Source organism: Streptomyces aculeolatus (assembly GCF_020400605.1).
GTDB lineage: Bacteria > Actinomycetota > Actinomycetes > Streptomycetales > Streptomycetaceae > Streptomyces > Streptomyces aculeolatus.
This window is the reverse complement of sequence record NZ_JAINRD010000007.1, coordinates 139,020-162,984: the sequence shown is the minus strand read 5'-3', so window position 1 is coordinate 162,984 and position 23,965 is coordinate 139,020. Positions and strand designations below refer to the sequence as shown.

The 23,965-nt window shown below is 72.7% G+C and carries 24 protein-coding genes; 12 read left to right on the top strand and 12 right to left on the bottom strand.

The window, feature by feature from the left end; translation table 11 throughout:
* The first annotated feature begins 35 nt into the window (after positions 1–35).
* The gene (locus tag LG396_RS15140) at positions 36–3,386 is read left to right on the top strand and encodes a tetratricopeptide repeat protein (RefSeq protein ID WP_225795157.1); all 3,351 of its coding nucleotides are present in this window, start codon (positions 36–38) and stop codon (positions 3,384–3,386) included.
* Between the two features lie 23 nt (positions 3,387–3,409).
* Here the strand turns inward: LG396_RS15140 and LG396_RS15135 are convergent, their stop codons facing one another.
* Together LG396_RS15135 and mca are read right to left on the bottom strand one after the other, a co-directional pair.
* Positions 3,410–3,841, bottom strand: coding sequence for a hypothetical protein (locus tag LG396_RS15135; RefSeq protein WP_225795254.1), 432 nt, complete (start codon positions 3,839–3,841; stop codon positions 3,410–3,412).
* A 4-nt stretch (positions 3,842–3,845) separates the two neighbouring features.
* Entirely contained in the window at positions 3,846–4,718 is an 873-nt protein-coding gene (mca, locus tag LG396_RS15130; protein ID WP_018834600.1) for a mycothiol conjugate amidase Mca, read from the bottom strand.
* Between the two features lie 112 nt (positions 4,719–4,830).
* Between mca and LG396_RS15125 the strand changes: the two genes are divergently transcribed.
* Together LG396_RS15125 and greA are read left to right on the top strand one after the other, a co-directional pair.
* Positions 4,831–5,241, top strand: coding sequence for a DUF4307 domain-containing protein (locus LG396_RS15125; protein WP_225795156.1), 411 nt, complete (start codon positions 4,831–4,833; stop codon positions 5,239–5,241).
* A gap of 146 nt (positions 5,242–5,387) precedes the next feature.
* Positions 5,388–5,885 carry a transcription elongation factor GreA gene (greA, locus tag LG396_RS15120; protein ID WP_018834602.1) on the top strand — a complete coding sequence of 166 codons (498 nt, stop codon included), beginning with the start codon at positions 5,388–5,390 and terminating at the stop codon, positions 5,883–5,885.
* Positions 5,886–5,978: 93 nt separating this feature from the next.
* Here the strand turns inward: greA and LG396_RS15115 are convergent, their stop codons facing one another.
* The 3 genes from LG396_RS15115 to ilvA form a co-directional block, all read right to left on the bottom strand.
* Positions 5,979–6,785, bottom strand: a complete 807-nt coding sequence (locus tag LG396_RS15115; RefSeq protein ID WP_051102812.1) for an ABC transporter permease — start codon at positions 6,783–6,785, stop codon at positions 5,979–5,981.
* Between the two features lie 47 nt (positions 6,786–6,832).
* A complete protein-coding gene (locus LG396_RS15110) occupies positions 6,833–7,852 on the bottom strand; it encodes a daunorubicin resistance protein DrrA family ABC transporter ATP-binding protein (RefSeq protein ID WP_018834604.1) in 1,020 nt (339 codons plus the stop codon).
* Between the two features lie 322 nt (positions 7,853–8,174).
* Complete coding sequence (gene ilvA, locus LG396_RS15105; RefSeq protein ID WP_225795155.1) at positions 8,175–9,398, bottom strand: threonine ammonia-lyase; 1,224 nt, start codon at positions 9,396–9,398, stop codon at positions 8,175–8,177.
* 288 nt (positions 9,399–9,686) lie between these two features.
* Here ilvA and LG396_RS15100 point away from each other — a divergent pair, with 288 nt between their 5' ends.
* From LG396_RS15100 to LG396_RS15090, 3 genes are all read left to right on the top strand, one after another.
* Positions 9,687–10,253, top strand: a complete 567-nt coding sequence (locus LG396_RS15100; RefSeq protein WP_225795154.1) for a MarR family winged helix-turn-helix transcriptional regulator — start codon at positions 9,687–9,689, stop codon at positions 10,251–10,253.
* Between the two features lie 153 nt (positions 10,254–10,406).
* Entirely contained in the window at positions 10,407–10,886 is a 480-nt protein-coding gene (locus tag LG396_RS15095) for a sigma factor-like helix-turn-helix DNA-binding protein (RefSeq protein WP_225795153.1), read from the top strand.
* Positions 10,883–11,137 (top strand): hypothetical protein, encoded by a 255-nt coding sequence (locus tag LG396_RS15090; protein ID WP_225795152.1) that lies wholly within the window; start codon positions 10,883–10,885, stop codon positions 11,135–11,137. The genes LG396_RS15095 and LG396_RS15090 overlap by 4 nt, the downstream gene beginning before the upstream one ends.
* A gap of 108 nt (positions 11,138–11,245) precedes the next feature.
* On the opposite strand, the gene LG396_RS15085 is transcribed toward LG396_RS15090, so the two are convergent.
* Positions 11,246–12,391, bottom strand: a complete 1,146-nt coding sequence (locus tag LG396_RS15085) for a cystathionine gamma-synthase (RefSeq protein WP_018834609.1) — start codon at positions 12,389–12,391, stop codon at positions 11,246–11,248.
* A gap of 116 nt (positions 12,392–12,507) precedes the next feature.
* Between LG396_RS15085 and LG396_RS15080 the strand changes: the two genes are divergently transcribed.
* Positions 12,508–13,599: a hypothetical protein gene (locus LG396_RS15080; RefSeq protein WP_225795151.1), complete on the top strand. Its 1,092-nt coding sequence runs from the start codon at positions 12,508–12,510 to the stop codon at positions 13,597–13,599.
* A gap of 73 nt (positions 13,600–13,672) precedes the next feature.
* A complete protein-coding gene (msrA, locus tag LG396_RS15075) occupies positions 13,673–14,335 on the top strand; it encodes a peptide-methionine (S)-S-oxide reductase MsrA (protein ID WP_225795150.1) in 663 nt (220 codons plus the stop codon).
* A 175-nt stretch (positions 14,336–14,510) separates the two neighbouring features.
* Here the strand turns inward: msrA and LG396_RS15070 are convergent, their stop codons facing one another.
* Positions 14,511–15,377 (bottom strand): peptidoglycan DD-metalloendopeptidase family protein, encoded by an 867-nt coding sequence (locus tag LG396_RS15070; protein ID WP_225795149.1) that lies wholly within the window; start codon positions 15,375–15,377, stop codon positions 14,511–14,513.
* 237 nt (positions 15,378–15,614) lie between these two features.
* On the opposite strand from LG396_RS15070, the gene LG396_RS15065 reads away from it, so the two are divergent.
* Both LG396_RS15065 and LG396_RS15060 read left to right on the top strand, forming a co-directional pair.
* Entirely contained in the window at positions 15,615–17,273 is a 1,659-nt protein-coding gene (locus tag LG396_RS15065; protein WP_225795148.1) for a PP2C family protein-serine/threonine phosphatase, read from the top strand.
* Entirely contained in the window at positions 17,270–18,340 is a 1,071-nt protein-coding gene (locus tag LG396_RS15060) for a cobalamin B12-binding domain-containing protein (protein ID WP_225795147.1), read from the top strand. The genes LG396_RS15065 and LG396_RS15060 overlap by 4 nt, the downstream gene beginning before the upstream one ends.
* Before the next feature lie 90 nt (positions 18,341–18,430).
* Here the strand turns inward: LG396_RS15060 and LG396_RS15055 are convergent, their stop codons facing one another.
* Positions 18,431–19,105, bottom strand: a complete 675-nt coding sequence (locus LG396_RS15055; RefSeq protein ID WP_106970616.1) for a lytic polysaccharide monooxygenase auxiliary activity family 9 protein — start codon at positions 19,103–19,105, stop codon at positions 18,431–18,433.
* A gap of 263 nt (positions 19,106–19,368) precedes the next feature.
* Between LG396_RS15055 and LG396_RS15050 the strand changes: the two genes are divergently transcribed.
* Positions 19,369–19,722 carry a hypothetical protein gene (locus LG396_RS15050; RefSeq protein ID WP_225795247.1) on the top strand — a complete coding sequence of 118 codons (354 nt, stop codon included), beginning with the start codon at positions 19,369–19,371 and terminating at the stop codon, positions 19,720–19,722.
* On the top strand, positions 19,719–19,922 hold the full coding sequence (locus LG396_RS15045) for a hypothetical protein (protein ID WP_225795146.1): 204 nt from the start codon (positions 19,719–19,721) through the stop codon (positions 19,920–19,922). Before LG396_RS15050 ends, LG396_RS15045 begins: the two co-directional genes overlap by 4 nt.
* A gap of 30 nt (positions 19,923–19,952) precedes the next feature.
* Here LG396_RS15045 and LG396_RS15040 read toward each other — a convergent pair whose 3' ends face one another.
* From LG396_RS15040 to LG396_RS15025, 4 genes are all read right to left on the bottom strand, one after another.
* Entirely contained in the window at positions 19,953–20,477 is a 525-nt protein-coding gene (locus LG396_RS15040; RefSeq protein ID WP_225795145.1) for a PH domain-containing protein, read from the bottom strand.
* A 42-nt stretch (positions 20,478–20,519) separates the two neighbouring features.
* Positions 20,520–21,743 carry a serine hydrolase domain-containing protein gene (locus tag LG396_RS15035; RefSeq protein WP_225795144.1) on the bottom strand — a complete coding sequence of 408 codons (1,224 nt, stop codon included), beginning with the start codon at positions 21,741–21,743 and terminating at the stop codon, positions 20,520–20,522.
* A 105-nt stretch (positions 21,744–21,848) separates the two neighbouring features.
* The gene (gene gap / locus LG396_RS15030; protein WP_037740355.1) at positions 21,849–22,847 is read right to left on the bottom strand and encodes a type I glyceraldehyde-3-phosphate dehydrogenase; all 999 of its coding nucleotides are present in this window, start codon (positions 22,845–22,847) and stop codon (positions 21,849–21,851) included.
* A gap of 155 nt (positions 22,848–23,002) precedes the next feature.
* Positions 23,003–23,959 (bottom strand): GlxA family transcriptional regulator, encoded by a 957-nt coding sequence (locus tag LG396_RS15025; protein WP_018834620.1) that lies wholly within the window; start codon positions 23,957–23,959, stop codon positions 23,003–23,005.
* Between the last annotated feature and the right edge of the window lie 6 nt (positions 23,960–23,965).

Sequence of the window (23,965 nt, the reverse complement as noted above, 5' to 3'; positions counted from 1 at the left end):
CTGCACGAGCGGGCACGGGTATGGGAGGGGAGCACATGCCGGGCACAGCGTCCCGACTGCGCGACAAGCATCGGGGGGAGGCAGAGCTTCTTCTCACCCGCGCGGTCGAAGAGGAAGTGCGCCGCTCCGGTGGCCGGACCGACGGCGTGGTGCTGCTCGGCCGGGCGCGGGCGGCGCTGGACGACATGGCGGAGCGCGCCGCCGAGGAGTACGGCGCGTATGTGCGCGCGCTGGACGAGGCCGCCGCCGGCGGGCGCTCGCTCGGCGAGCGCTTCACCCCGCAGTCGATCGGCCCCGCCGTGACCGCGACGTTCGCCGCCGCCGCGATCGCCCTGCTCGTCTCCGCCGAGGAGGGGCTGGGCTCCACGGCCGCGCTCTGGACCGGGGTGGCCGCCGGCCTCGCCGGACTGACCGCCGGCCTGGTGCAGATCGGCCTGGCCCACTGGCTCTCGGGCAACACCCGCTCGGGCGCAGCCCGGCAGCCCGGCGGCCCCGAGCAGCTCCGGCTGCAGTGGCTGACGGCGCTGGAGCTGCGCGGCGTGCGGCCGTTCTTCGACCAGCAGCGGATGATCTCGGCCGCCACCCGCAAGGGCAGCCCGTCCGAGGCCGCCGCGGACCGCAGCAGGCCGGGCACGACGGCCGCGGGCGCGGGAGGTACGGACCGCGAGCCCCAGGCGCGCCGGAACCGCAGCCAGGAGGCGCGGCAGCGGGCCACCCTGGAGCAGTCCTACCGCCAGCTTCCCGAAGCCTCCCGGGTGTACGTCGGCCGCAAGGCCCAGCTCACTCAGATCGCCGGGTGGGTGCAGCAAGGCCGCGCCAGCATAGAGACCAAGCCGACCGTCGTCGTGCTGCACGGCCCGCCCGGGGCGGGCCGCACCACGCTCGCGGTCCGCGCCGCGCACCAGCTGCGCGAGCAGTTCCGCGCCGCCGTGGTGGTGGACCTGCGCGGGGAGAGCCTCGGCGAGGACCCGCTGCCCACCCGGGACGCGCTGCTGCACCTGCTCAACCGGCTCGGCGCCCCGCGCGACCAGCTGATGTTCCGCGAGCGCCCGGCGCACGACGCACAGCTGCGCCGCCTCGTCGAGCTGTACCACCAGCATCTGACGTCGCTGCCGGTGTCGATAGTGCTGGACGACGCGGTCGACGCCGAGCAGGTCCGGCTGCTGGTGCCGGAGCGCTCGGAGAGCCTGGTGTTCGTGACGTCGCGGGAGCCGCTGGAGCTGCCCGGCGATCTCGACGCCTGGGTGCACCACATGCCGGTCGAGGGCCTGGAGCCGACCGCCGCCGAGGAGCTGCTGAGCGCCATGGCCCAGCGGACGGACGGCGCGGAGCGGTCCTCCGACCCGTACGACGCCCAGTCCACCGACCGCATCGGGCTGCTCTGCGGCGGGCTGCCGCTGGCGCTGCGCATCGCGGGGTCGGCCCTGGACGGCCGCAGCCTGGCCGGGCTCGCCGAGGCGCTCGACGCGTACGGGCCGGTGGAGCCGGTCGAGCGCGCCCTGTGGCTGCGCTACGGCGACCTGACGGAGCCGACCAGGGCGCTGCTGCGGCGGCTGTCGCTGGTCGGCCGGGCGAGCCTGGGGGCGGCGGCCTGCGCCGCGCTGCTCGACGTCGGCGAGGAGGAGGCGGGCAAGCGGCTGACGGCGCTGGCCCGCGCCGGGCTGGTGGAGCACGTCCGCAGCTCCCGCTTCCGGGTGCACGACCTGGTGCGCCGCTTCGCGTACGCCCGCCTGCTGGACGAGGAGGACCCCGAGGTGCGCGCCGCCGCGCACGAGCGGCTGATCCGCAGCTACGCGGAGCTGGCCGACTCGGTGATCCGGCTGGTCGACGGGCGGACGTCGACGCGCGCAGACCGGTTCGGCTCGCACGGCTTCACCTCGCTGGACTCCGCACTGCGCTGGCTGGACGACGAGCAGAGCTTCATCACCGCCGCCCTGCGGCACGCCGAAGGCGTGGACCAGGCCGCCGTGCTGCACCTGCTGGGCGCCCTCGCGGACTACTGCCTGCTCCGCGGCGACCTGTACCGCCTCGGCGAGCTCAACGAGCTGACGAAGGCCGCCGACCAGGGGCTGCTGATGCGCTCGGTGCAGTGGCGTACGGGCGTCGCCGCCCGGCAGCTCGGCGAGCTGGACAAGGCCCGCTCGACGCTGTCGTCCGTGGTCGACCTCTACCGCGAGGCGCAGCACTCCGCCGGCGCCGCCCGCGCTCTGCGCGACCTGGGCATCACGCTCCAGCAGCAGGGCAGCCTGCGGGAGGCGGAGGCCAAGCTGCGCGAGGCCCTGCAGATGCAGCAGGGCGAGAACATGCGCGGCGACCGCGCCTGGACGCTGCACGCCCTCGCGGCCGTCCTGCGCGACCGCGCGCAGCTCGGCGACGCCCTGGCCCTGCTGGACCAGGCGCTCGCGCTGCACCAGGAGAGCGAGAGCGTGCACGGCCAGGCGTGGGCGCACTTCCAGCTCGGCCAGGTGCAGTTGCGGATGGGCGACGTGCCCGGAGCAGAGGAGCAGTTGGAGGAGGCCCTCGAACAGTACGCGCGCACGCGTGACGGCCGCGGCGAAGCGTGGGCGATGACGCAGCTCGCGCGTGCCCGGCTGGTCGCCGCCGACCCGGCCACGGCGGTGACGCAGCTCAAGGCGGCCCTCGCCCGGCACCGGGAGAACGACGACGCGCGCGGCGAGGCTTGGACGCTGTACTACCTGGGCCAGGCCCAGGAGGGCGCGGGCAAGCGCGAGTCGGCGGTGCGGGCGCTGGAGCGGTCCCGCTCGATGTTCAGCCGCATGCGCGACGTGTACGGGCTGGCCTGCGCGCGGCACCACTCCGCGCGGGTCACCCGGGACCTGCGCGCGGAGCAGACCGGCACCCTGCGCAACAGCGGCTTCGCCCGGCAGCTGCTCCAGGACGCCCGGCAGGACTTCCGCCGGGTCGGCGTGGCCCACGGCGAGGCGTGGTCGTGCATCGAGCTGGCGGTGATCGACGCGGGCAACGGCCGCGCGGGGCAGGCGCTGGAGCTGGTCGACACGGCGATCGACCTGTTCGGTGGCATCGGCGATCGGCGCGGGGCCACGTGGGCCCGGTTCCTGCGCTGCACGCTGCTGCCGTTCGCCTCGCCGGGCGGCTCGGTGGTGGGCGCGGCGGTGGCGCAGCAGGAGCTGTCCGAGCTGCTGGACGAGCTGCGTACGGCGACCGCGGGCCGCCGCGGGGTGGTCGACCCGGCGCTGGAGGACTACGCGGAGACGTTCCAGCTCGTGCTGGAACGGGGCGTGGAGCCCGAGACGGGCTGGCAGGCATGGCGCCTGGGCATGGTCCCGAGCCGCCACGCCAGGGAGGTCATGGGAGTCCCCCTGGACGGCGCCTCATCCGCGGGCGACGGCGCCCTGGCGGGCTAGGGCCCGTACGCTGCCGCCCGTCGTCAGCGGCGGCGGCCGACGGGCTGCTTGTCGGCCGCCGGGCTCTCCTCGGGGCTGTCCGCCGGCGCCGGGGTGCGCGGCGACTCCCCGCGGGGGCTGTCGTCGCGCGGGGCACCGCCGCGGGGCGCGTCGCCGCGCGGGGCGGACCCGCGCGGCGCGTCGCCGCGAGGCGCGTCGTCCCGCGGATCGCCCCCGTCCCCCGGGCCCTCGCCCTCAGGACCCGTGCCTCCGGGGCTGGCGGGGCCGGCGTCGCCGCCGTCCGTCTTCTCCTTGAATTCGACCTGCTCAAGGTGCCGGTTCATGCTCTTGAGCAGGAACCACACCGCGACGCCGAGCAGCGCGAAGACGATGAAGCCGAGGACGCCCGGCGTGACCTTGTTCTTGTCGAGCTCCTCCGCGAGCGGGACGAGGTCGGCAGCCAATGTGGTGTTCACACGGTCAATTGTTGCGGATACCGGCGAAGAGGTCGTCCTCGGGGAGGGATGTGTCCACGAGCGACTTCGCCAGCTCGTACTCCTCGGTGGGCCAGACCTCCTGCTGGACCTCCATCGGGATCTTGAAGAACGGCCCGTCGGGGTCGATCTGCGTCGCGTGCGCGATCAGCGCCTTGTCGCGGATCGCGAAGAAGTCGGCGCACGGGACGTACGTCGTGATCGTGCGCTCCTTGCGCTCGAACTCCTTCCACCGCTCCAGCCACTCCCCGTACGGCGACTCCAGGCCGCGCGAGAGCATCGCCTCGTGCAGCGCGACCGTGCGCGGACGGTTGAAGCCCTGGTTGTAGTAGACCTTCAGCGGCTGCCAGGGCTCGCCCGCGTCCGGGTAGCGCTCGGGGTCGCCGGCGGCGTCGAAGGCGACCATCGTGATCTTGTGGGTCATGATGTGGTCGGGGTGCGGATAGCCGCCGTTCTCGTCGTAGGTCGTGATGACCTGCGGCTTGAACTCGCGGATCAGCCGGACGAGCGCCTCGGCGGCCTCGTCGACCTCCTTCAGGGCGAAGCAGCCGTCGGGCAGCGGCGGCAGCGGGTCCCCCTCGGGCAGCCCGGAGTCGACGAACCCCAGCCACGCCTGCTTCACGCCGAGGATCTCCCGCGCCTCGGCCATCTCCTTGCGCCGCACTTCGTGCATGTTCTTCTCGATGAAGGCATCGCCCTGAAGCTTCGGGTTCAGGATCGACCCCCGCTCGCCTCCGGTGCAGGTGGCGACCAGGACCTCGACGCCCTCCGAGACGTACTTGGCCATGGTGGCCGCACCCTTGCTCGACTCGTCGTCGGGGTGTGCGTGGACGGCCATCAGCCGCAGGTCATCGCTCACAGATTCAGTCCTCGGTAACAGGTCGTCTAGGCCGGCTTCTATAGTGACTGAGCGGACTGACAATTCATTCCGCCGTCAGTCGAAGCCAGCCGCTCTGCCGGGAGGGACCATCATGGCCGGTGCGCCCCAAACGCTGCCCGAAGGCCGGTACGGCCGCTCGGCCGACGCACGTGTCGACCGGCGGCTGAAGGTCGTGGGCGCCGTGCTCGGCGCGGGCCTGCTCGGCTTCGTGGCCTGGGGCGCTGTCGACGCGACGGCCGGTTCGCAGGCGTCCGGGGAGCTGATCCGCTTCCAGGTGATGTCCGACACCGAGGTGCAGGTGCACATCGAGGTCCGCAAGAAGAGCGACGTCGACGCCGTCTGCACGCTGCGTTCGCTGGCAGCGGACAAGTCCGAGGCCGGCGTCCGCGACGTGCGCATCGACGAGCCGGAGACCCGCGTCGACACCGTGGTGTCGATCCGGACCACCGAGCGCGGCGCGAACGCCGAGCTGGTCGGCTGCAAGGCGGCCGACGAGCGATAACAGTCGCCGTCTCGCTGCCGGAATTGTTACGATCGTGGTTTCGCCCCACCCATGAAGGCGCAATTCTTCTGGGTAGGGCGATTGCTGCATCACAGACGCATGAGAACTTCCCCCAGCACCAGAACCACCACCGACAAGGAGCACCTGTGACCCAGACCAGCGACAACGTCACCTGGCTGACCCAGGAGGCGTATGACCAGCTCAAGGCCGAGCTGGAGCACCTGTCGGGTTCCGCGCGCAGCGACATCGCCAAGAAGATCGAGGCGGCTCGCGAAGAGGGTGACCTGCGGGAGAACGGCGGGTACCACGCGGCCAAGGAGGAGCAGGGCAAGCAGGAGCTCCGCGTACGCCAGCTCCAGCAGCTGCTCGAGAACGCGAAGGTCGGCGAGGCCCCGCCGGACGACGGCATCGTCGAGCCCGGGATGGTCGTCACGATCGCCTTCGACGGTGACGAGAGCGACACCCTCACCTTCCTGATGGCCTCCCGGGAGTACGCGAGCGGGGACGTCGAGACGTACTCGCCGCAGTCGCCGCTGGGCAAGGGGGTCAACGGCAAGAAGGTCGGCGAGGAGGCGAGCTATGAGCTGCCGAACGGCAAGAAGGCCATGGTGACCATCCTCAACGCCAAGCCCTACGCAGCCTGACCGCGCGTCGGACGCAGCAGCAGCCCATCGAAGAAGCCCCCGGCGGGAACCGAGGTTCCCGCACCGGGGGCTTCGACGTGCGTAGCCGGGGGGTTACCCGGCGGAGTTGCGGTACTTCCGCACCGCCAGCGTGCGGAAGAGCGCGATGATGATGACGGAGTAGATCAGCGAGGCCAGCACCGGGTGCTGCATCGGCCAGGCGTCGGACTGGACGACGCCCGGGTTGCCGAACAGCTCGCGGCACGCCTGCACGGTCGCGCTGAAGGGGTTCCAGTCGGCGATGTGCCGCAGCCAGGACGTCATGTTGCTGGAGTCCACGAAGGCGTTCGAGACGAACGTCACCGGGAAGAGCCAGACCAGCCCGCCGGAGGTGGCGGCCTCGGGCGTACGCACCGAGAGACCGATGAGCGCGCCGACCCAGGTGAAGGCGTACCCGAGCAGGAGCAGCAGGCCGAACGCCGCCAGCGCCTTCGGCAGGCCCTCGTGGAAGCGCCAGCCGACCAGCGCGGCGACGACGGCCAGCACGACCAGCGTCAGCGCGGTCTGCACCAGGTCCGCGAGGGTGCGGCCGGTGAGGACCGCGCCGCGGGCCATCGGCAGCGACCGGAAGCGGTCGATGAGCCCCTTGTGCATGTCCTCGGCTATACCGGCACCGGCGCCCGCGGTGGCGAAGGTGACGGTCTGCGCGAAGATGCCGGCCATCAGGAACTCGCGGTAGACCTCCGAGTTCGTGCTGCCGCCGACGTTCATGGAGCCGCCGAACACGTACGAGAACAGCACCACGAACATGATCGGCTGGATCAGGCCGAAGATGACCACTTCGGGGATCCGGGACATGCGCAGCAGGTTGCGCTTGGCGACGACCAGCGAGTCGCGGGCGGACTGGCCGACACCTCCCAGGGCGGGTGGCCCGGCGGGGGTGGGGCGGGCCGGCGCGGTCGAGGCGGTCACTTTGCGGTCTCCTTCTCGGCGTCTTCGGCGGCCTTCCCGTCGCCGTCCTCGCTTGCCTTCCCGTTCCCGTTCTCGGTCTCGGCGGCGTGGCCGGTGAGCGAGATGAACACGTCGTCCAGCGTGGGGCGGCGCAGCCCGATGTCGTCGATGGCGATGCCGCGGTCGTCGAGGTCCCGGATGACGTCGGCGAGCAGCCGGGCGCCGCCGCTGACGGGGACGGTGAGCTTGCGGGTGTGGTCCGCGACCGTGACCTCGCCCTGGCCGAGGGCGCCGAGGACCTCGCTGGCGGCGAAGATGTCGTCGCGCTGGTGCACGACGACCTCGACGCGCTCGCCGCCGGTCTGGGCCTTGAGCTGGTCGGAGGTGCCGCGCGCGATGACGCGGCCGTGGTCGATGACGCAGATGTCGTGCGCCAGGTGGTCGGCCTCTTCCAGGTACTGCGTGGTGAGCAGCAGCGTCGTGCCGCCCTTGACGAGCTCCTGGATGACGTCCCAGAGCTGCTGCCGGTTGCGCGGGTCGAGGCCGGTGGTCGGCTCGTCCATGAACATCACGGGCGGCTCGACGACGAGCGCGGCGGCCAGGTCGAGTCGCCGGCGCATGCCGCCGGAGTACGTCTTGGCGGTGCGGTCCGCGGCGTCGGCGAGGTTGAACCGCTCCAGCAGCACGCCGGCGCGGGCCTTGGCGTCCCGCGCGCTCAACTGGTAGAGCTGGCCGACCATCTGGAGGTTCTCGCGGCCGGTCAGATACTCGTCGACCGCGGCGAACTGGCCGGAGAGGCCGATGGATCTGCGCACCTCGTTCGGATGCTTGAGGACGTCGATCCCCGCGACCTCGGCGCGGCCGGAGTCGGGCCGCAGCAGCGTGGTCAGCACTCGTACGGCGGTGGTCTTGCCGGCCCCGTTGGGACCGAGCAGGCCGAGAACGGAGCCTTCGGGGACGTCGAGATCGACGCCGTCCAGTGCCCGCACATCGCCGAAGTGCTTGACCAGCCCTTCGGCGTGGATGGCGCCTGGCATAGAGATCTCCCCAGGTTGGATGGAAGTCGGTGGTGGATGGACGGTCTGGCGGCACTTCTCAACAAATGTCAGACATGGCCGTACGGTCGGACAACAGCAGGAGAATAGGACACGCGATATATCGCGTCAAGTCGCGAGTGGCAGGGTCGCGTGGAATCGGCGAAGGGCGGGCTGAGGGGGTGCGTGCGCGTGGTTGCGTACGTACCGGATCGGCGGCGCCGCGGCGCGCACCCGGTGCGTTGTGCGCGGGGGGGGCGCTCCGTGGCGCGTGGTGCCTGTGCGGCGTGGTGGGCGCCGTACGGCGCCGCGCGCTCGTCGTGTGTCAGGAAGTGACGGTGTACCCGGCTTTCCGGAGCGCCGCGAGCACCCGTTCACAGTGCTCCCGCCCCTTCGTCTCTAGCTGCAGTTCGACTTCTGCTTCCGTGAGCCCGAGGTGCGGGTCGGTCCGCACGTGACTCACGTCGAGGACGTTAGCGTCCGCCTCTGACAACACCCCCAGCAGCGTCGCCAGCACCCCGGGCCGGTCCGTCACGCGCAGCCGCAGCGAGAGGTACCTCCCCGCCGCTGCCATGCCGTGCCGCAGGATGCGCTGGACGAGCAGCGGATCGACGTTGCCGCCGGAGAGCACGGCCACCACCGGCCCGCCCCCGAACGACTCCGGGTCGGACAGCAGCGCGGCGACCGGAGCCGCTCCCGCCGGCTCGACGACCAGCTTCGCCCGCTCCAGGCACAGCAGTACCGCGGCGGACAGCGCGTCCTCGGAGACCGTACGCACTTCGTCCACGTACTCGCCAATGATTTTGAACGGGACGTCGCCCGGCTTGCCGACCTGGATGCCGTCCGCCATCGTCCCGAACGACTCCAGCGCCACAGGCCGCCCCGCCGCGAGCGACGGCGGGTACGCCGCGGCGTCCTCCGCCTGCACGCCGACGATCCGCACGTCGGGCCGTACCGCCTTCACCGCGACCGCGATCCCGGCCGCCAGGCCGCCGCCGCCGATACCCACCGCGATCGTCGACACCTCGGGGCACTGCTCCAGCACTTCGAGGCCGACGGTGCCCTGGCCCGCCACCACGTCGGGGTGGTCGAAGGGGTGGATGAGGACGGCACCGGTCGCCTCGGCGTACGACTCGGCCGCCTCCAGCGTCTCGTCGACGACCTGGCCGTGCAGCCGTACGTCCGCGCCGTAGTCCAGCGTCGCGGCCACCTTCGGCAGCGGGGCGCCGACCGGCATGAAGACGGTCGAACGCACGCCCAGCAGCGACGCGGCCAGGGCCACGCCCTGCGCGTGGTTGCCGGCGCTGGCGGCGACGACGCCGCGGGCGCGCTGCCCCTCGCCGAGACCGGCGATGCGCACGTACGCGCCGCGGAGTTTGAACGAACCGGTGCGCTGGAGGTTCTCGCACTTCAGGTGGACCGGCGCGCCGACCAGCCGGGAGAGGAACCTGCTGCCCTCCAGTGCGGTGACCCGCGAGATGCCGGCGAGGATGTCCTGTGCGTCGCGTACGTCGTCCAGACTGACGGCCCCGGCCGCGGCTGCGCTCATGGCGTCAGTCTCGCACGCTGAGACGGCGCCGGGTTTTCCACAGGGGGGTTTTCCACAGGCGGTACGGCAAACGGCGGGGCCGCGTAATCTGTGGCCCAGTTCGAACGCGAATGTCCCTCACCTGTCCTACGGACCGATCCGCACCCGTACCCGCAGCCGTCCACGCACCCGCAGCCGTACCCGCAGCCGGCAAGCCGCAGCTTCCGCGCCCTGTCCGTGTCCGAGTCCGCATCCGTCACGGCAGCCAGACCGCAGCCAGTGAACGTCCTCACGAAGTGAGTACCGTCCATGCCCTCCCCACTGTCCCCCACCGACACCACCGCAGCCCCCGACCTGCTGAACGACCTCCAGCACCAGTTGGCCGTCTTCGCCCGCCGCGCCGAGCAGACGCGCCTCGCCGGCCTCGGGCAGGTGCGCAACTCGATGGACCGCGCCGCCTACCTGCTGCTCAACCGCCTGGAGCAGCACGGCCCCACGGGCGTCAAGGCCCTCGCCGCCGGTATGGGCATCGACTCCTCGACGGTGACCCGGCAGGTCGCGCCGCTCGTCGACAGCGGCCTGGTCAAGCGCGCCACGCACCCCGAGGACGGCCGCGCCGTCGTGCTCGAGCTGACGCCGCTCGGCACCGCGCGGCTGCACGAGGTCCAGGATTCGCGGCGCGAGCTGGTCGCCCGGCTGACCTCCGACTGGACGCCGGGAGAGCGGGCCACGTTCTGCACCCTGCTCACGCGGTTCAACACCTCGGTCTCGCAGGCCAACGCCGGCCAGCAGGAGGGCCGGCAGCCCGGCCGGCAGGACGGCGAGGAGCCCGCGGAGCGGGACGCCCTCGCCGGCCCGCGCGACGGCGGCGACTAGGGTCTGTCGTTCGAATCCCCCCCGGGCTCGCGGCGAGATCCGAACGACGGACCCAAGCCTGTCGTTCGAATCCCCGCCGGGTGTTGCCGAAGTCTTGACCCCGGCGCCCGGCTGCCGTCCCATTGGATCCAGGGCGGTGAAGGGAGCAGCGCTGTGCGTCAGCGGCGCTCGGCACAACAGCGCCGCCGTGCCCTGGAGTTCGAGACCTTCTGCGCGGGCGCGGCAGGCCGGCTGCTGCATGCCGCCCAACTTCTCACCGCCGAGCCGCCGGACGCCGCCCCGCAGGCCGAACGGCTGCTGACCCGGGCGCTGGCCCGGACGTACGCCCGCTGGGACCGGCTGCGCGGCGAGGATCCGTACGAGGCGGCCCGGCAGCAGCTCATCTCCCGCTTCGCGCAGACCGCCTGGCGCTACCGCCGCACCTCCGGCGGGCTGCTCGACCGGCTCTCGCCGCAGGAGCGGCTGGTGCTCGTGCTGCGGATGTCCGAGGGCGTCGCCGAGGAGCAGACGGCGGCCGCGCTCGGGCTGCCGCCCGAGCGGGTCCACCAGATACTGCTGCGGGCCAGTGCCGCCATGCTCAGCCGGCAGACGCCGGCCCCGGGACGGCCGCGGCGGGAGGTGGCGACGCCGTGATCTCCATTACCGCCCGCAAGGAGCAGGCCGTGCGCGACCTTCTCGACGGCCCGCACCCCGCCGTGCCGCCGCAGCTCACGCAGTTGGCCGCCGCGCGCGGCCGGCGGATGCTGCGCCGCCGGACGGCGCTGCGGTCCGGGGTGTGGCTGCTGCTCGTCGCGGCGCTGACGGCGCTGACGGTGTGGGCCGCGGTGAGCGGCGCGTGGGTGGATCACCCGGCGCAGACGACACCGGACTTCGACGGCTGGTGAGGCCGCCGGGCCGCTCCCCCGCGGGGGCGGCGGCCCCGGCCCCCTGTCCGTCGCGGCGCCGACCTCCGTGAGCCGGGACGGCCCTGCGCTCTCTGTGCTCTCCGCGCCTCAGCCGCCGAGCGCCTGCGTGAGGTCCGCCAGCAGGTCGTCCGCCGACTCGATGCCGACCGACAGCCGCACCAGGTCGTCCGGCACCTCCAGCGGCGACCCGGCCGCCGAGGCGTGCGTCATCCGCCCCGGGTGCTCGATCAGCGACTCGACGCCGCCCAGCGACTCCCCGAGGATGAACAGCCCCGCGCGGTTGCAGACCTCGACCGCCGCCTCCTCGCCGCCCTCGACGCGGAACGACACCATGCCGCCGAAGTCGCGCATCTGCTTGGCGGCCGTCTCGTGCCCGGGGTGGTCCTCGAGGCCCGGGTAGTAGACGTGCGTCACCCGCGGGTGCCGGTCCAGCATGTGCGCGACGCGCGCCGCGTTGGCGCTGTGCCTGTCCATCCGTACGGCCAGCGTCTTGATGCCGCGCAGCACCAGCCAGGCGTCGAACGGCCCGGCCACCGCGCCCATGGCGTTCTGGTGGAACGCCAGCCGCTCGCCCAGCTCGCGGTCGGCCACGACGAGCGCGCCGCCGACGACGTCCGAGTGCCCGCCCATGTACTTGGTCGTGGAGTGCACGACGACGTCGGCGCCGAGCGCCAGCGGCTGCTGCAGGTAAGGGCTGGCGAAGGTGTTGTCGACGACGAGCAGCGCGCCGGCCTCGTGCGCGACGGCCGCGGAGGCGGCGATGTCGGTGATGCCGAGCAGCGGGTTGCTGGGCGTCTCGACCCACACCGCCTTCGTACGGTCGGTCAGCGCGGCCCGTACCGCCGCCGGGTCCCCGGTGTGCGCGACCGAGAACTCCACCCCCCAGCGCGCCGCGACCTGCGCGAAGAGCCGGAAGGAGCCGCCGTAGGCGTCATCCGGGATGACCACGTGGTCGCCGGGGACGAGCACGGTGCGCAGCAGGCAGTCCTCGGCGGCCAGCCCGGAGGCGAACGCGAGGCCGCGGGCCCCGCCCTCCAGCGCGGCGAGGTTCTGCTCCAGGGCGGTGCGGGTGGGGTTCGCGGAGCGGCTGTACTCGTAGCCTCCGCGCAGGCCCCCCACGCCGTCCTGCTTGTACGTGGACACCTGGTGGATCGGCGGTACGACCGCGCCCGTCGCCGGGTCGGGCTCCTGGCCCGCGTGGATGGCGACGGTCTCGAAGCTGGGCTGGCTCATGCGGCCCGAGGATAAGCCCTGGAGGGGGGCGGTTGCGCACGCCGGTCTGGTTTGCTGGAGGGGAGGACCCGTACGCGCACCAGCCCGTCCACTCTTTGAGAAGCCAGGACATATTAATGGAACTATTGTTCGCACTCCTCGCCATCGCCCTGATCGCGTGGGTCGCCGTGCCCCTGCTGCGGCGTGCCCGGGGCGGCCGGGAGGTGCTGCAGTCGAACGCGCGGGCCGTCGACCCGGCCGGCGGCTACGGCTTCGTACCGGTGGACGAGCTGGACGTCCGCCTCCCCGGCCCCGACCCGCAGCTCGCCGAGGTCCTGAAGGACCTTCAGCAGGACGGGGAGTGGCAGGCCGCCTCCCGGCTGCTCGCGCTCACCGACGACGAGTGGGAGCTGCGCTGGCAGCGCGTGCAGACGCTGGCGGGCGCGGCGGCCTTCGAGCTGGCGCAGGCGCCGGGCGAGGGCGGCGCGTGGCTGCGCGCGTGGCGGGCGGAGAAGCCCAAGGACGTGGGCGGGGCCGAGGTGCATGCGGAGTTCCTGGTGCGGCAGGCGTGGATGGCCGGGTCGGGGGCGGAGGAGTTCCAGGTGATCCTGGAGGAGGCGAAGAAGGTCTGCACGGAGGCGGCGATGCTGGCGCCGGGCAGCCCCATGCCGTACATCATCGAGCTGGCCGTCGCCCGCGGCGCGCACTACCGCGAGGCGGACTTCGAGGAGCTGTGGCACACGGTCGAGCAGCGCGCGGGCGACCACATGGGCGCGCACCTGGCGGCGCTGCAGTACGCGTGCGAGAAGTGGCACGGCTCCCGGGAGGCGGCGTACGACTTCGCGCAGCGCGCGGCCGCCTCGGCGGGCCCGGGGACGCTGCTGCCGGCGCTGCCCCTGTTCGCGGTCTGGGAGCACCTGCCGGAGGCGAACCTGGTGCGCGGGCTGTACGAGGGCGAGGTCGTCATGCAGGCGATCGAGGGCGCGCAGTACGCGGTGCACCACGCCCCGGCGGACCACCCGATGCTGCCGCACGTGCGGCACCTGCTGGCGTGCTTCCTGGTGCGGGCGGAGCGGTACAAGGAGGCGCTGGAGCAGATGCAGCACGTGGACGGGTACGTGGGCGCGCTCCCGTGGTCGCTGAGCGAGCAGCCGGCGGCGGAGTACGCGGCGTACCGGGCACTGGCGGTGGCGGGCTACGAGGGCGGCACGGGCGCCGCGTTGAAGTGAGGGCGGGAATGTCAGAGGCCCGCGGTACGTTCCCCGGGTGGACATCCAGCAGCATCAGCGGAGGAGGCCGGAGATGTTCCTGAACCGCCACAAGAACCAGCTCGTCACCAAGGACGAGGCCCTGCCCGGCCGCCCCGCGCCCGCGTACTCCGTCCCGGACCGCCACACGGTGCTGGGCAACCCGCTGGAGGGCCCGTACCCGAAGGGCCTGGAGGTCGCGGACTTCGGCCTGGGCTGTTTCTGGGGTGCGGAGCGCCGCTTCTGGCAGACGCCGGGCGTCTGGACGACCCTCGTCGGCTACCAGGGCGGACACACGACGCACCCGACGTACGAGGAGGTCTGCTCGGGGCAGACGGGCCACACGGAGGCGGTCCGGGTGGTCTACGACCCGTCGGTGGTGTCGTACGACGAGCTGCTCAAGGTGTTCTGGGAGTCCCACGACCCCACGCAGGGCTTCCGCCAGGGCAACGACATCGGCACCCAGTACCGCTCGGCGATCTACACCCACACCCCCGCCCAGGCCACGGCGGCCAACACCTCCCGCGCGTCGTACCAGCAGGTCCTGACCACCGCGGGCTACGGCGACATCACCACGGAGATCCTCCCGTCGGCCAACCGCCCGTTCTATGCGGCGGAGGGGTACCACCAGCAGTACCTGGAGAAGAACCCGAACGGCTACTGCGGCATAGGCGGCACGGGCGTCTCGTGCCCGGTGGGCGTCGCCAGCGCCGAGTGACCCGGCAGGGGTGAGCGACGCCGAGCGGATCGCCGCTCTCTTCGCCGCACTCGGCGGGTCCGACCGCCATGGGCACGCCGAGGCGGCGATCCCGGCAGACACCTGATGTCCCAGTACCGCATCACCACCGAGTGACCGCCGGCCTGCGGGCGTCGGTCGCCGGGTCGGGAGCGGTTCAGTCCCAGCGGTTCTCGTTGATGAAACGGCTGAAGGCCCGCCAGGAGTTGGGGCCCATCACGCCGTCGATGGGCCCCGTGTAACCGTAGGTGGCGGCCAGGCGCTGGACCGCGGCCCACGTCTGGGGACCGGGAACACCGTCGATCGGGCCTGCGTAGCCCCAGTTGCGCATGTTCCTCTGGAGCGCGGCGTAGGTGTTGGGTCCGGGAACGCCGTCGATGGGACCCGTGTAACCGGACTCGATCCGCAACCAGTTCTGCGTCCGCATCCACATGACGGGGCCGGGGACACCGTCCTCCTCCGTCGCCGTCTTCGGCAGTCCACCGCCACCGCCCAGGTGGTCCAGCGGGTTGACCCGGGTGCCGGCCGGGGTGATCAGGTGCCAGTGGACATGAGGTCCGGTGGAGTTGCCGGAGCCCGGGGCTCCGGCTGCGCCGCCGGAGAGTCCGACCGTGCCGCCCTTGGCGACCGAGGCGCCGTCGGCGAGCAGGAACTGCGAAAGGTGCATGTACTGCGTCCGGTACCCGTCACTGTGCGTGATGGTCACGGTGTGTCCGCCCGTGCCGTTGTACGGGATGTTCCTGACGACGCCGGCTCCGGCGGCCGGGAGGCCGGTGCCGACGCTCATGGCGTAGTCGATTCCGCCCAGCGAGCCTCGGTCGATGTGGTCCTGCCAGCTGCCGGTCATCGGGTAGCCGCTGAACGGGTTGTAGATGTCCAGCGCCTGGGCGGGGTTCCCCGAGAACAGCACACCGCCGGCTGCCAGGCCGAACGTGACGGCCGAGCCGCGCAGCAGGGTGCGCCGGTCCAGTCCGCTGCGTGACCGGTCTTTCCTGACGCCCTCGGCCTCATGGTTTCCGTGCACGTCAACTCCCTTGTTTGCAAGGTGACTTGAGCCAGCGACCCCCGACGCGGAGCACCATACCCTACGCGCGTAGATTTTGATATGGACATGACGCTAAACCCCGGCGCGCGTCGCCATCGCGGACCGTCCGCTGCCGCAGGCCGCGCCGGATACCGGCACGGTGGTACAAATAGGATGAAAGAACCGATAGCTGAGGATTTCGGGCTCAGGTGCGGAGCGCGCACGAGGTGATGGCCGATGGCGGACGACGGAGGCGGCGCGGGCGCGTGGAGCCACACCGCCGCGCAGCTCGGCGAGCTGCTGGACCTCGTCGATGAGGCCGTCGTCACGTGCGACCGCGCCGACGGAACCGTCCTGGGGTTCAACCGTGCCGCCGCCCGCATCTTCCCCCGGCTGCGCACCGGCCGGCCGGCCGGCACGGCGGCCGCGCCCCTCGCCCACGCACAGGCCCGCGGGGCGAAGCGCTTCTCCGCCGCCCACGCCGGCCGCCGGCTCCGCGGGCGCCTGGGCACCGTCGACGGCCTCGCGGTTTGGCTGCTCAGGCAGGCCGGCCGGGTGCAGGGGGCCGACGCCGCGCTCGTCGACGAACGCGGCAGGTCGGCCTTCCTGGAGGAGGCCGCCCAGCGCCTGGGTGCGTCGCTCCACCACGGCCGCACCGCCCGTACGCTCGTCGAGCTCGTCACCCCGAAGCTGGCGGACGTGTCCGTGGTCGTCCTGCCCGCGAGCGGGCGGCGTACGGACTGGCACCGGGCGGGTCCGGGCGACGCGCGCTCCTCCGGGGAGGTGGCGGTCGAGGCGCTCGAAGAGGTGCCCGAGGTCGCGAACGCGCTGTACGGCCTCCAACCGCGCCCCGCCGTCGTCGGCGCCCGAGAGCCGGACGCGCTGGACCACCTCGTGCCCGCGGAGTTCGTCCGGGGCGGAGAGCCACTCGTGGCCCAGCTCGCCGCGGGGGGCGTACCGGCCGGCGTGCTGATCATGTGGCGCGGTCCGGAACGCGACCGCTTCGACGACGCGGACGTCGAGCTGGCGCAGCGGTTCGCCGTGCGGGCCGGGCTGGCGCTGGCAACGGCGGCGCTCTACTCGCAGCAGGCCCACACTCTCGCCGTCCTCCAGGCCGGCATGGCTCCGGCGCCACTGCCGGCCGCCGACGGCCTCAGGCTCGGCGCCGCCTACCGGCCGGCCGCCGAGGCACTGCACATCAGCGGCGACTTCTACCACGTGGCCCCCTCCGCCGGGGGCGGGGTCACCTTCTTCTTCGGCGACGTCTCCGGCAAGGGCGCGGAGGCCGCGGTGCTGGCGGGGCACCTGCGGCAGAGCATGCGGACCCTGGCCATGGTCGCGAAGGACAGCGAACCCCTGCGCGACCTCCGCCTGCTCAACGACATCGTCCTCAGCGACGGCCACCGCTTCACGACCCTGGTCACGGGCTCCGCCTGCCCCCGCGACGACGGCTCGGTGAGGGTGGAGATCGCCGGCGGCGGCCACCTCTCCCCGCTCGCGCTGCGCGGCGACGGAAGCGTGGAGGAAATCCCCTGCGAGGGCACGCTCGTCGGCGCGGTGCCCGATCCCGGTTTCGGCCGTACGGAGTTCCTGCTCGAACCCGGCGAGCTGATCCTCTTCTACAGCGACGGGGTCACCGAAGCACGGGGCGGCGCGAGCGGGCGGGAGATGTACGGCGAAGAACGCCTCGTCGACGCACTGGCCAGCTGCACCGACATGCAGGCGGCGTCGGTCGCCGAGCGGCTGGAACTCCTCACGACCGAATGGCTCGCCGGCCGCCCCCATGACGACATCTCCCTCCTGACGCTGCAAGCGCCTCCCCGCCGCGGCTCCCCGCCGCACCCGCAGCCGGAGAGCCGCGCGGGTCCCCGCGCCGGGAAGGACGAGGGCCCATGAACGGCACCCGGATCACCGAAGCGGCCCGGGCCGGCTTCGACGCCTGCCTGGCGGCCGCGGACGAGGACGCGGCGATCGACCTGGCCGTCGGCCTGGTGGCGAGCGGCGTGAGCGCGGAGGACGTCCTGCTCCGCCTGGTGGCACCGGCACAGTTGAAGGTCGGCGAGCTGTGGGCGTCCGGCGAGTGGACGGTGGCGCAGGAGCACGCGGCCACCCACGTCAGCAGCCGGACCGTCGACGAGGTCGCGTCCGCCGCCCGCGCCACCGCCCGCCCGCCGGCGGGGAGCGGGGCACAGGGCCGGGTGCTGGTGGCGTGCAGCGACGGCGAATGGCATGTCCTGCCTGCCCGGATCCTCACCGAGGTGCTGCGGCTGCGCGGCTTCGACGTGCGCTCACTCGGCGGGTCGGTGCCCCCGGACGGGATCCTCTCGGACGTCCACCGGAACGGCCCCGACGTGGTCGCTCTCTCGTGCACGCTGCCCTGGAACCTTCCGCTCGCGTACCGGCAGATCGAGACCTGCCGGTGGGCCGGGGTGCCCGTCATCGCGGGCGGGTCGGGGTTCGGGCCGGCGGGCGCGTGGGCGTACGCGCTGGGTGCGGACCTGTACGCGGCCGATGCCCGTGACGCCGCGGAGGCGCTGCTGCACCGCTGGCCGCCGGTGCTGCGCGGGGAGTCGTCCGTCGGGGCGGATGCCGTGGAGGCGTACGCGATGCTCGTCAGGCAGCGGCCCGCGCTGCTGGAGTACCTGGCCTCAGCGCTGCGTGACGTGTGCCCGGGCCTGGGCGGAAGCTCGGGCACGGAACAGGAGGAGGGCACCGGGTTCCTGGGCCGGCTGCTGGATTCCCTGGCAGCGGCCGTCTTCGTGGACGACGAGCGCGTGTTCACCCGGCATCTCGCCTTCGTACGGACCTACCTCGCCGCCCGCTCGGCGGACTCGCGCTGCCTCCTCGCGATGACGGACGCCCTGGCCGGCCGGCTGAACGAGTCGCCCCGGGCGCTCGACAAGCTCTCGGCGGGACGCCGGTTCCTCACCGGGCAGGAGGACGGCTCGGGCAGTCGGGGATGAACGGGTGCGGCGAGGGCGCGCACGGACGCCGGGCGGTGTGCCGGGGCGAGCCCGGTGCCGGGGTGGGCGGCACCGGGCTCGGCGTGCGGGTCAGCCGAAGTTCACGTCGCTGCACATCAGGTAGGCCTGGTCCAGGTGCGAGGCCTGCCAGATGGTGAAGACGATGTGGTGTCCGGAGTAGCCGGAGGTCTGGACGGGGAACGTGATGTCGGACGCCGGCGGGTAACTGCCGGTCTCGGTGATGAAGTCGAGGTCGTCCCAGCCGAGTGCCTGGGTCTTGGGGTCGAACCCCTGCTTGCTCACGTAGACGCGGAAGAAGTCGGCGCCGTGGGACGCCTGGTCGTACAGGTGGACGGAGAAGTTGTCGCCGACGTCGGTCATCGTCCAGGGGCCGGGGTTGTTGAGGCTCTCGAAGTTCTGCAGGTTGTTGCTGCAGAGCTTGCCGTTGGGGATCCGCTCCTCGAACTTCCCGCCGAGGTTGTCCTGGAGCATGCTCATCCAGTTCCACATGGTGTTGGGGTTGGCCTGGTAGGCCTGCCAGCACATGGGGTCCTCCTGCGCCATGACCGGGTTCAAGTGGTCGTCGCCCCACTCGTCCCAGCAGTGGTAGGCGCGGGTGGCGGGGTCGACGACGGTGCCGTGCGCCTGGGCGCTGCCGGTCCAGGCGAACGCGCCGACGACGAGGGCGACGAGCAGCACGATCGCCCGGAACGGCCGCCGGGCAGCGGACCGGGAGCGCCTGCGGGATGGGCTTGTCTTGCGCATGGGGGGTCTCCTGTTCCGATGGAAGAACACGAATGGGAGCGCTCCCAGACTACTCCGCACAAGTGAGATGTCCATGACGACAACGGAGTTCCCTGTCCGCCCGTGCGGCCCGTCTCCCCCGCGGAGCCGGACTGGCTCCTGCCCGACCGGCATCGCCGCACGGAGAGCTGAATCGCTTCTCCCTCACTCGTTCGAGCGGTGGGAACAGAGTTGCACCCGGTACGCTGACTTGAGGGATCAGACTCGGCCCCATGGGAGCAGCAATGACCACCTCCACCGCCGGGCAGCCACTCATCCCCCAGCCGCCCGCGACGGTGACCGCCCTGCGGCAGGCCCTCGCCCAGATCGCACCTGCTGCGCTGCCGGCCTACACCCGAGAGCTGGATCAAGCGGCTGACCAGGCTCGACAGGGCGCCGAGCTGGGACCGCTCCGGCGGTTCATCGCCCAGTGGGCCGTCTACGTCCACATCGAGCGCCATCCCGATCTGGCGAAGGAGCTGCGCCGCTGGGAGGACGCCGCCGGGTCGGGCGATGCCGCACAGGCCCGGCGAGCCGCCTCCGAAATCGGCAGGATCCTCGACGAGGCGCACGCCGCCCTCGGCCACCCGTCCCGGTGAGCCTCGACTGGCGCTGGGAGTACGACCCGGACCACGAGCACGTCGCAGGCGGTATCCCCGCCCCCATGGTGGCGGAGGTCGAGCGCCTCGCCGGGCAACTCGTCGACTTGGCCGGCACCGGAGTGGACGTCACCGACTTCGGCAACGGACTCCCGCGGATGCCGTCGCCCCTGTCCCTGTCCCCGCGCCACGTGCCGTGATGGCACGCGACAAGGGATGGTGGTTGCCGGTCACGCGGCGTTCGGAGGGAGGGGGTGGATGCCCTCTCTTACTGCCTGGTGGATCGTGCTGGACAGTTTCGCCGCGTCGTGGGTGAAGCCCGTGAGGAGGAGGCGTCTGCCGTTGCGGGTCTTGATGCGGCAGTGGACGTCCCAGCCCATCGCCGCGCTGATCGCGTTGTTCTGGCCGCTGTCCGAGACCTTGCGGATGCTCTCCCAGGGGATCACCCGGGACTCCCCGGTCCTGCGGTACACCAGACCGCCCTCGCGGACCGTGTAGACCTCCCCGTGGCGGCTGGTGTAGCGCAGGCCGTTGCTGATGCCCGACCACAGGCACAGCAGGGCCACCCCCACCACCAGGCCGGCGAAGGTGCCGCTCGCCGAGTCCTCGAAGGTCTGGATGACGATCGGGACGGCCGCGGCCGCCGCCGCGACCCCGATCACCAGCGAGATGATCCCGGTCCGCCCGTGGCGCCCCACGTCCGTCTGATGGCGCGCCACGAAGGCGCCCAACTCCTGCTCGCCCGGCACAGTCATGAGTTCCCCCCTCAATCCCCCTTGCCGTGCGCAGCATTCTCCTCAGGAAGCGGGGCCCGCCACAAGCAGGGCGGCGACGCGGGCGACCAACTCGCTCTGGTCGCCGCCGCCGACGGTCGTCGGGTGGTAGGCGAGGACGAAGCGGCGGCGCCCGTCGCGGGTGGAGAACGCCGCGTTCTTGTAGCCGTACGTCTCACCGGTCTTGCCCCACAGGGGGACGCCGGCGACCACGGCCTGCTGCAGTCCCGTCGAGTAGCGGGCCGGGCTGCCGTCCGGCATCCGTACGTCGTCGGGCGGCAGCGTGAACATCAGGCGCAGCAGCTCAGGCGGCAGCAGTTCGCCGGCGAACAGCGCGGCGAGCAGCCGGTCGAGGTCGTCCGCCGTCGAGATCATGTCGCCCTCGCCGCGGGCGGAGGACTGGTCGTACGCGGTGATGTCGCGGAGGGTGCCGTCGGCCGTGGTGAGGTAGCCGTGTACGTGCCGGCCCCTGATGTGCCGGGCGTCGCCCGGTATGTCGGTGCGTGTCAGGTCCAGCGGGCGCAGGATGCGCGTGGCGACGGCGTGTCCGTACGGGCGGCCGGTCAGCCTGTCGACGACCATGGCGGCGAGGACGTAGTTGATGCCGCGGTACTCCTGCCCGCTGCCCGGGGCGAACTTCAGCGGCCCGTGCGTCGCGGTCGCCACCCACTCCCGCGGTGTCCAGTGGTCGAAGCGGTGGCGGAACACCTCCTCCGCGGTCTGCGGCTCCGGGATGCCGACGTGGTCGGGCAGCCCGCTGGTGTGCGTCAGCAGGTGCGCGAGGGTGATCGGCGCGAAGCGCGCCGGGAGCAGCCCGGGCAGCAGGCGCCGCACCGGGGCGTCCAGCGAGACGCGGCCCTCCGCGACCAGTTGCAGCAGCACCGTCGCGACGAACACCTTGGTGACGCTGCCGATGCGGACCTTGTGGTACGCCGACACCGGCCGTCCGGAGTGGATGTCGGCCACGCCCGAAGTCCCGTACCAGCGGCCGGCCGTGCCGCCGACCCGCAGCTGGGCGGCGGTGGACGGGGGGTGCTCCAGGTCGTCGATCGCGGCCTGGAGGGCGGCGGGGTCCAGCCCCGGCAGGGGCGGGGCGGGAGCGGGGCGAGCGGGCGGCGCGGTGCGGGCGGGGGCGGCGGCTGCCGGGGGTGCGGACAGGACGGACGCGGCGGACCCCGCCGTCGCCGCGGCCGTACCCGTCAGTGCGACGCCCGCAAAGGCCCGGCGTGACATGTGCGTGGTGACCATGCGGCCGACTCTGCCGCGCGGGCCCGCCCCCGGGCATCGGGGAACTCCCCCGAGCGGTCCCCGACGGGACCCTGACCCGTCCCGGATGCGGGCCCCCGAGCGGCGTCAGGTGGTGGTGAGGAGTTCGAGGGTGTCGATGACCCGGTGGGAGAAGCCCCATTCGTTGTCGTACCAGGCGACCACCTTGACGTGGCGGCCGTCGACGCGGGTGAGGGCCGAGTCGAAGATCGCGGAGTGGGGGTTGCCGGTGATGTCGGCCGAGACGAGGGGGTCTTCGGAGTATTCGAGGATGCCGGCGAGGCGCCCTTCGGCTGCCGTGCGGTAGGCGTCGAGGACGGCTTCGCGGGTGACGTCGCGGGTGACGGTGGTGTTGAGTTCGACGATCGAGCCGACCGGGACCGGGACGCGGATCGAGTCGCCGGACAGTCTGCCGTCCAGCCCGGGGAGTACGAGGCCGATGGCCTTGGCGGCGCCCGTGGTGGTGGGGACGATGTTGACGGCGGCGGCGCGGGCGCGGCGGGCGTCGCGGTGGGGGCCGTCCTGGAGGTTCTGCTCCTGGGTGTAGGCGTGCACGGTGGTCATGAAGCCGTGCTCGATGCCGGCGAGTTCGTCGAGTACGGCGGCCAGCGGGGCGAGCGCGTTGGTGGTGCAGGAGGCGTTCGAGACGATGGTGTGGGCCTGCGGGTCGTACGCCTCGGTGTTCACGCCCGGCGCGAGGGTGACGTCCGCGCCGGCGGAGGGGGCGCTGACGAGGACCTTGCGCGCGCCGGCGTCGAGGTGCACGCGGGCCGCGGTCGCCGCGGTGAAGCGGCCGGTGGCTTCGAGGACGACGTCCACGCCGAGTTCGGCCCACGGCAGCTTCGCCGGCTCCCGCTCGGCGAGCACCTTGATGCGGCGGCCGTCCACGACGAGGGTGTCGCCGTCCGCCGTGACCGGGCGGCCGAGGCGGCCGGCGGTGGTGTCGTAGGCGAGGAGCCGCGCGAGGGTGGCGGGTTCGGCGAGGTCGTTGACGGCGACGACGTCGAGGCTGCTGTCGCGTTCCAGCAGCGCGCGGAGTACGTTGCGGCCGATGCGGCCGAATCCGTTGATGGCGATGCGGGTCATGGTCGTCCTGCCTTCCGGGTGGCTGCGGCTTTCCTGCGGCTTCCTGCGGCTCTCCTGCAGCTTTCTGCGCGTTACCAGTAGGTTCGCCCGCCGTCCGGCCCGCTGACAGCGGCCCGGGTGCCACACTCCGCAAGGATCTCGCCAGCCTCCCGGGCCTATTCGCCGCGCGCGAACGTCCGCCGGTACTCGCTCGGCGTCGTCCCCAGGATCCGCTGGAAGTGCAGCCGCAGGTTCGCGCCCGTACCGAGGCCCACGCGGTCCGCGATCTGCTCGACGCTCTGCTCCGAGCGCTCCAGCAACTCGCGCGCCACGTCGATCCGCGCCCGCATGATCCACTGCATCGGCGTGTACCCCGTGTCGTCCGCGAAGCGCCGCGAGAACGTGCGCGTCGACACCCCCGCGTGCCGTGCCAGCGCCTCCAGGGTCAGCGGCTCGCCGAGCCGGTGCAGCGCCCACTCCCGGGTCGCGGCGAACCGCTCGCCGAGCGGCTCCGGCACGCTGCGCGGCACGTACTGCGCCTGGCCCCCGCTGCGGTACGGGGCCGCCACCAGGCGCCGGGCGGCGTGGTTGGACGCGGCCACGCCGAGGTCGCCGCGCAGGATGTGCAGGCACAGGTCGATGCCGGAGGCGGCGCCTGCGGAGGTCAGCACGCTGCCCTCGTCGACGAAGAGCACGTTCTCGTCGACCCGTACCTCCGGGTGCTTGGCGGCGAGCGCGCGCGTGTAGTGCCAGTGGGTGGTGGCGCGGCGGCCGTCGAGAAGGCCGGTGGCGGCGAGGGCGAAGGCGCCGGTCGAGATGGCGGCGAGGCGGGCGCCGCGGCGGTGGGCGGCGATCAGGGCCTCGGTGACGGCGGCCGGCGGGTCGTCGCGGTCGGGAAAGCGGTAGCCGGGCACGAAGACGATGTCGGCCCAGTCGAGCGCGTCGAGGCCGTGCGCGACGTGGTACGAGAGCCCGTCGCCGCCGGCGACCAGGCCCGGCGCGGCGCCGCACACGCGCACCTCGTACGGCATGCTCCGGCGGGTGCTGAAGACCTGCGCGGGGATGCCGGCGTCGAGGGGTTTGGCGCCTTCGAGTACGAGGACGGCGGCGCGGCGGAGTCGGGTGGCTGACACGGGGAC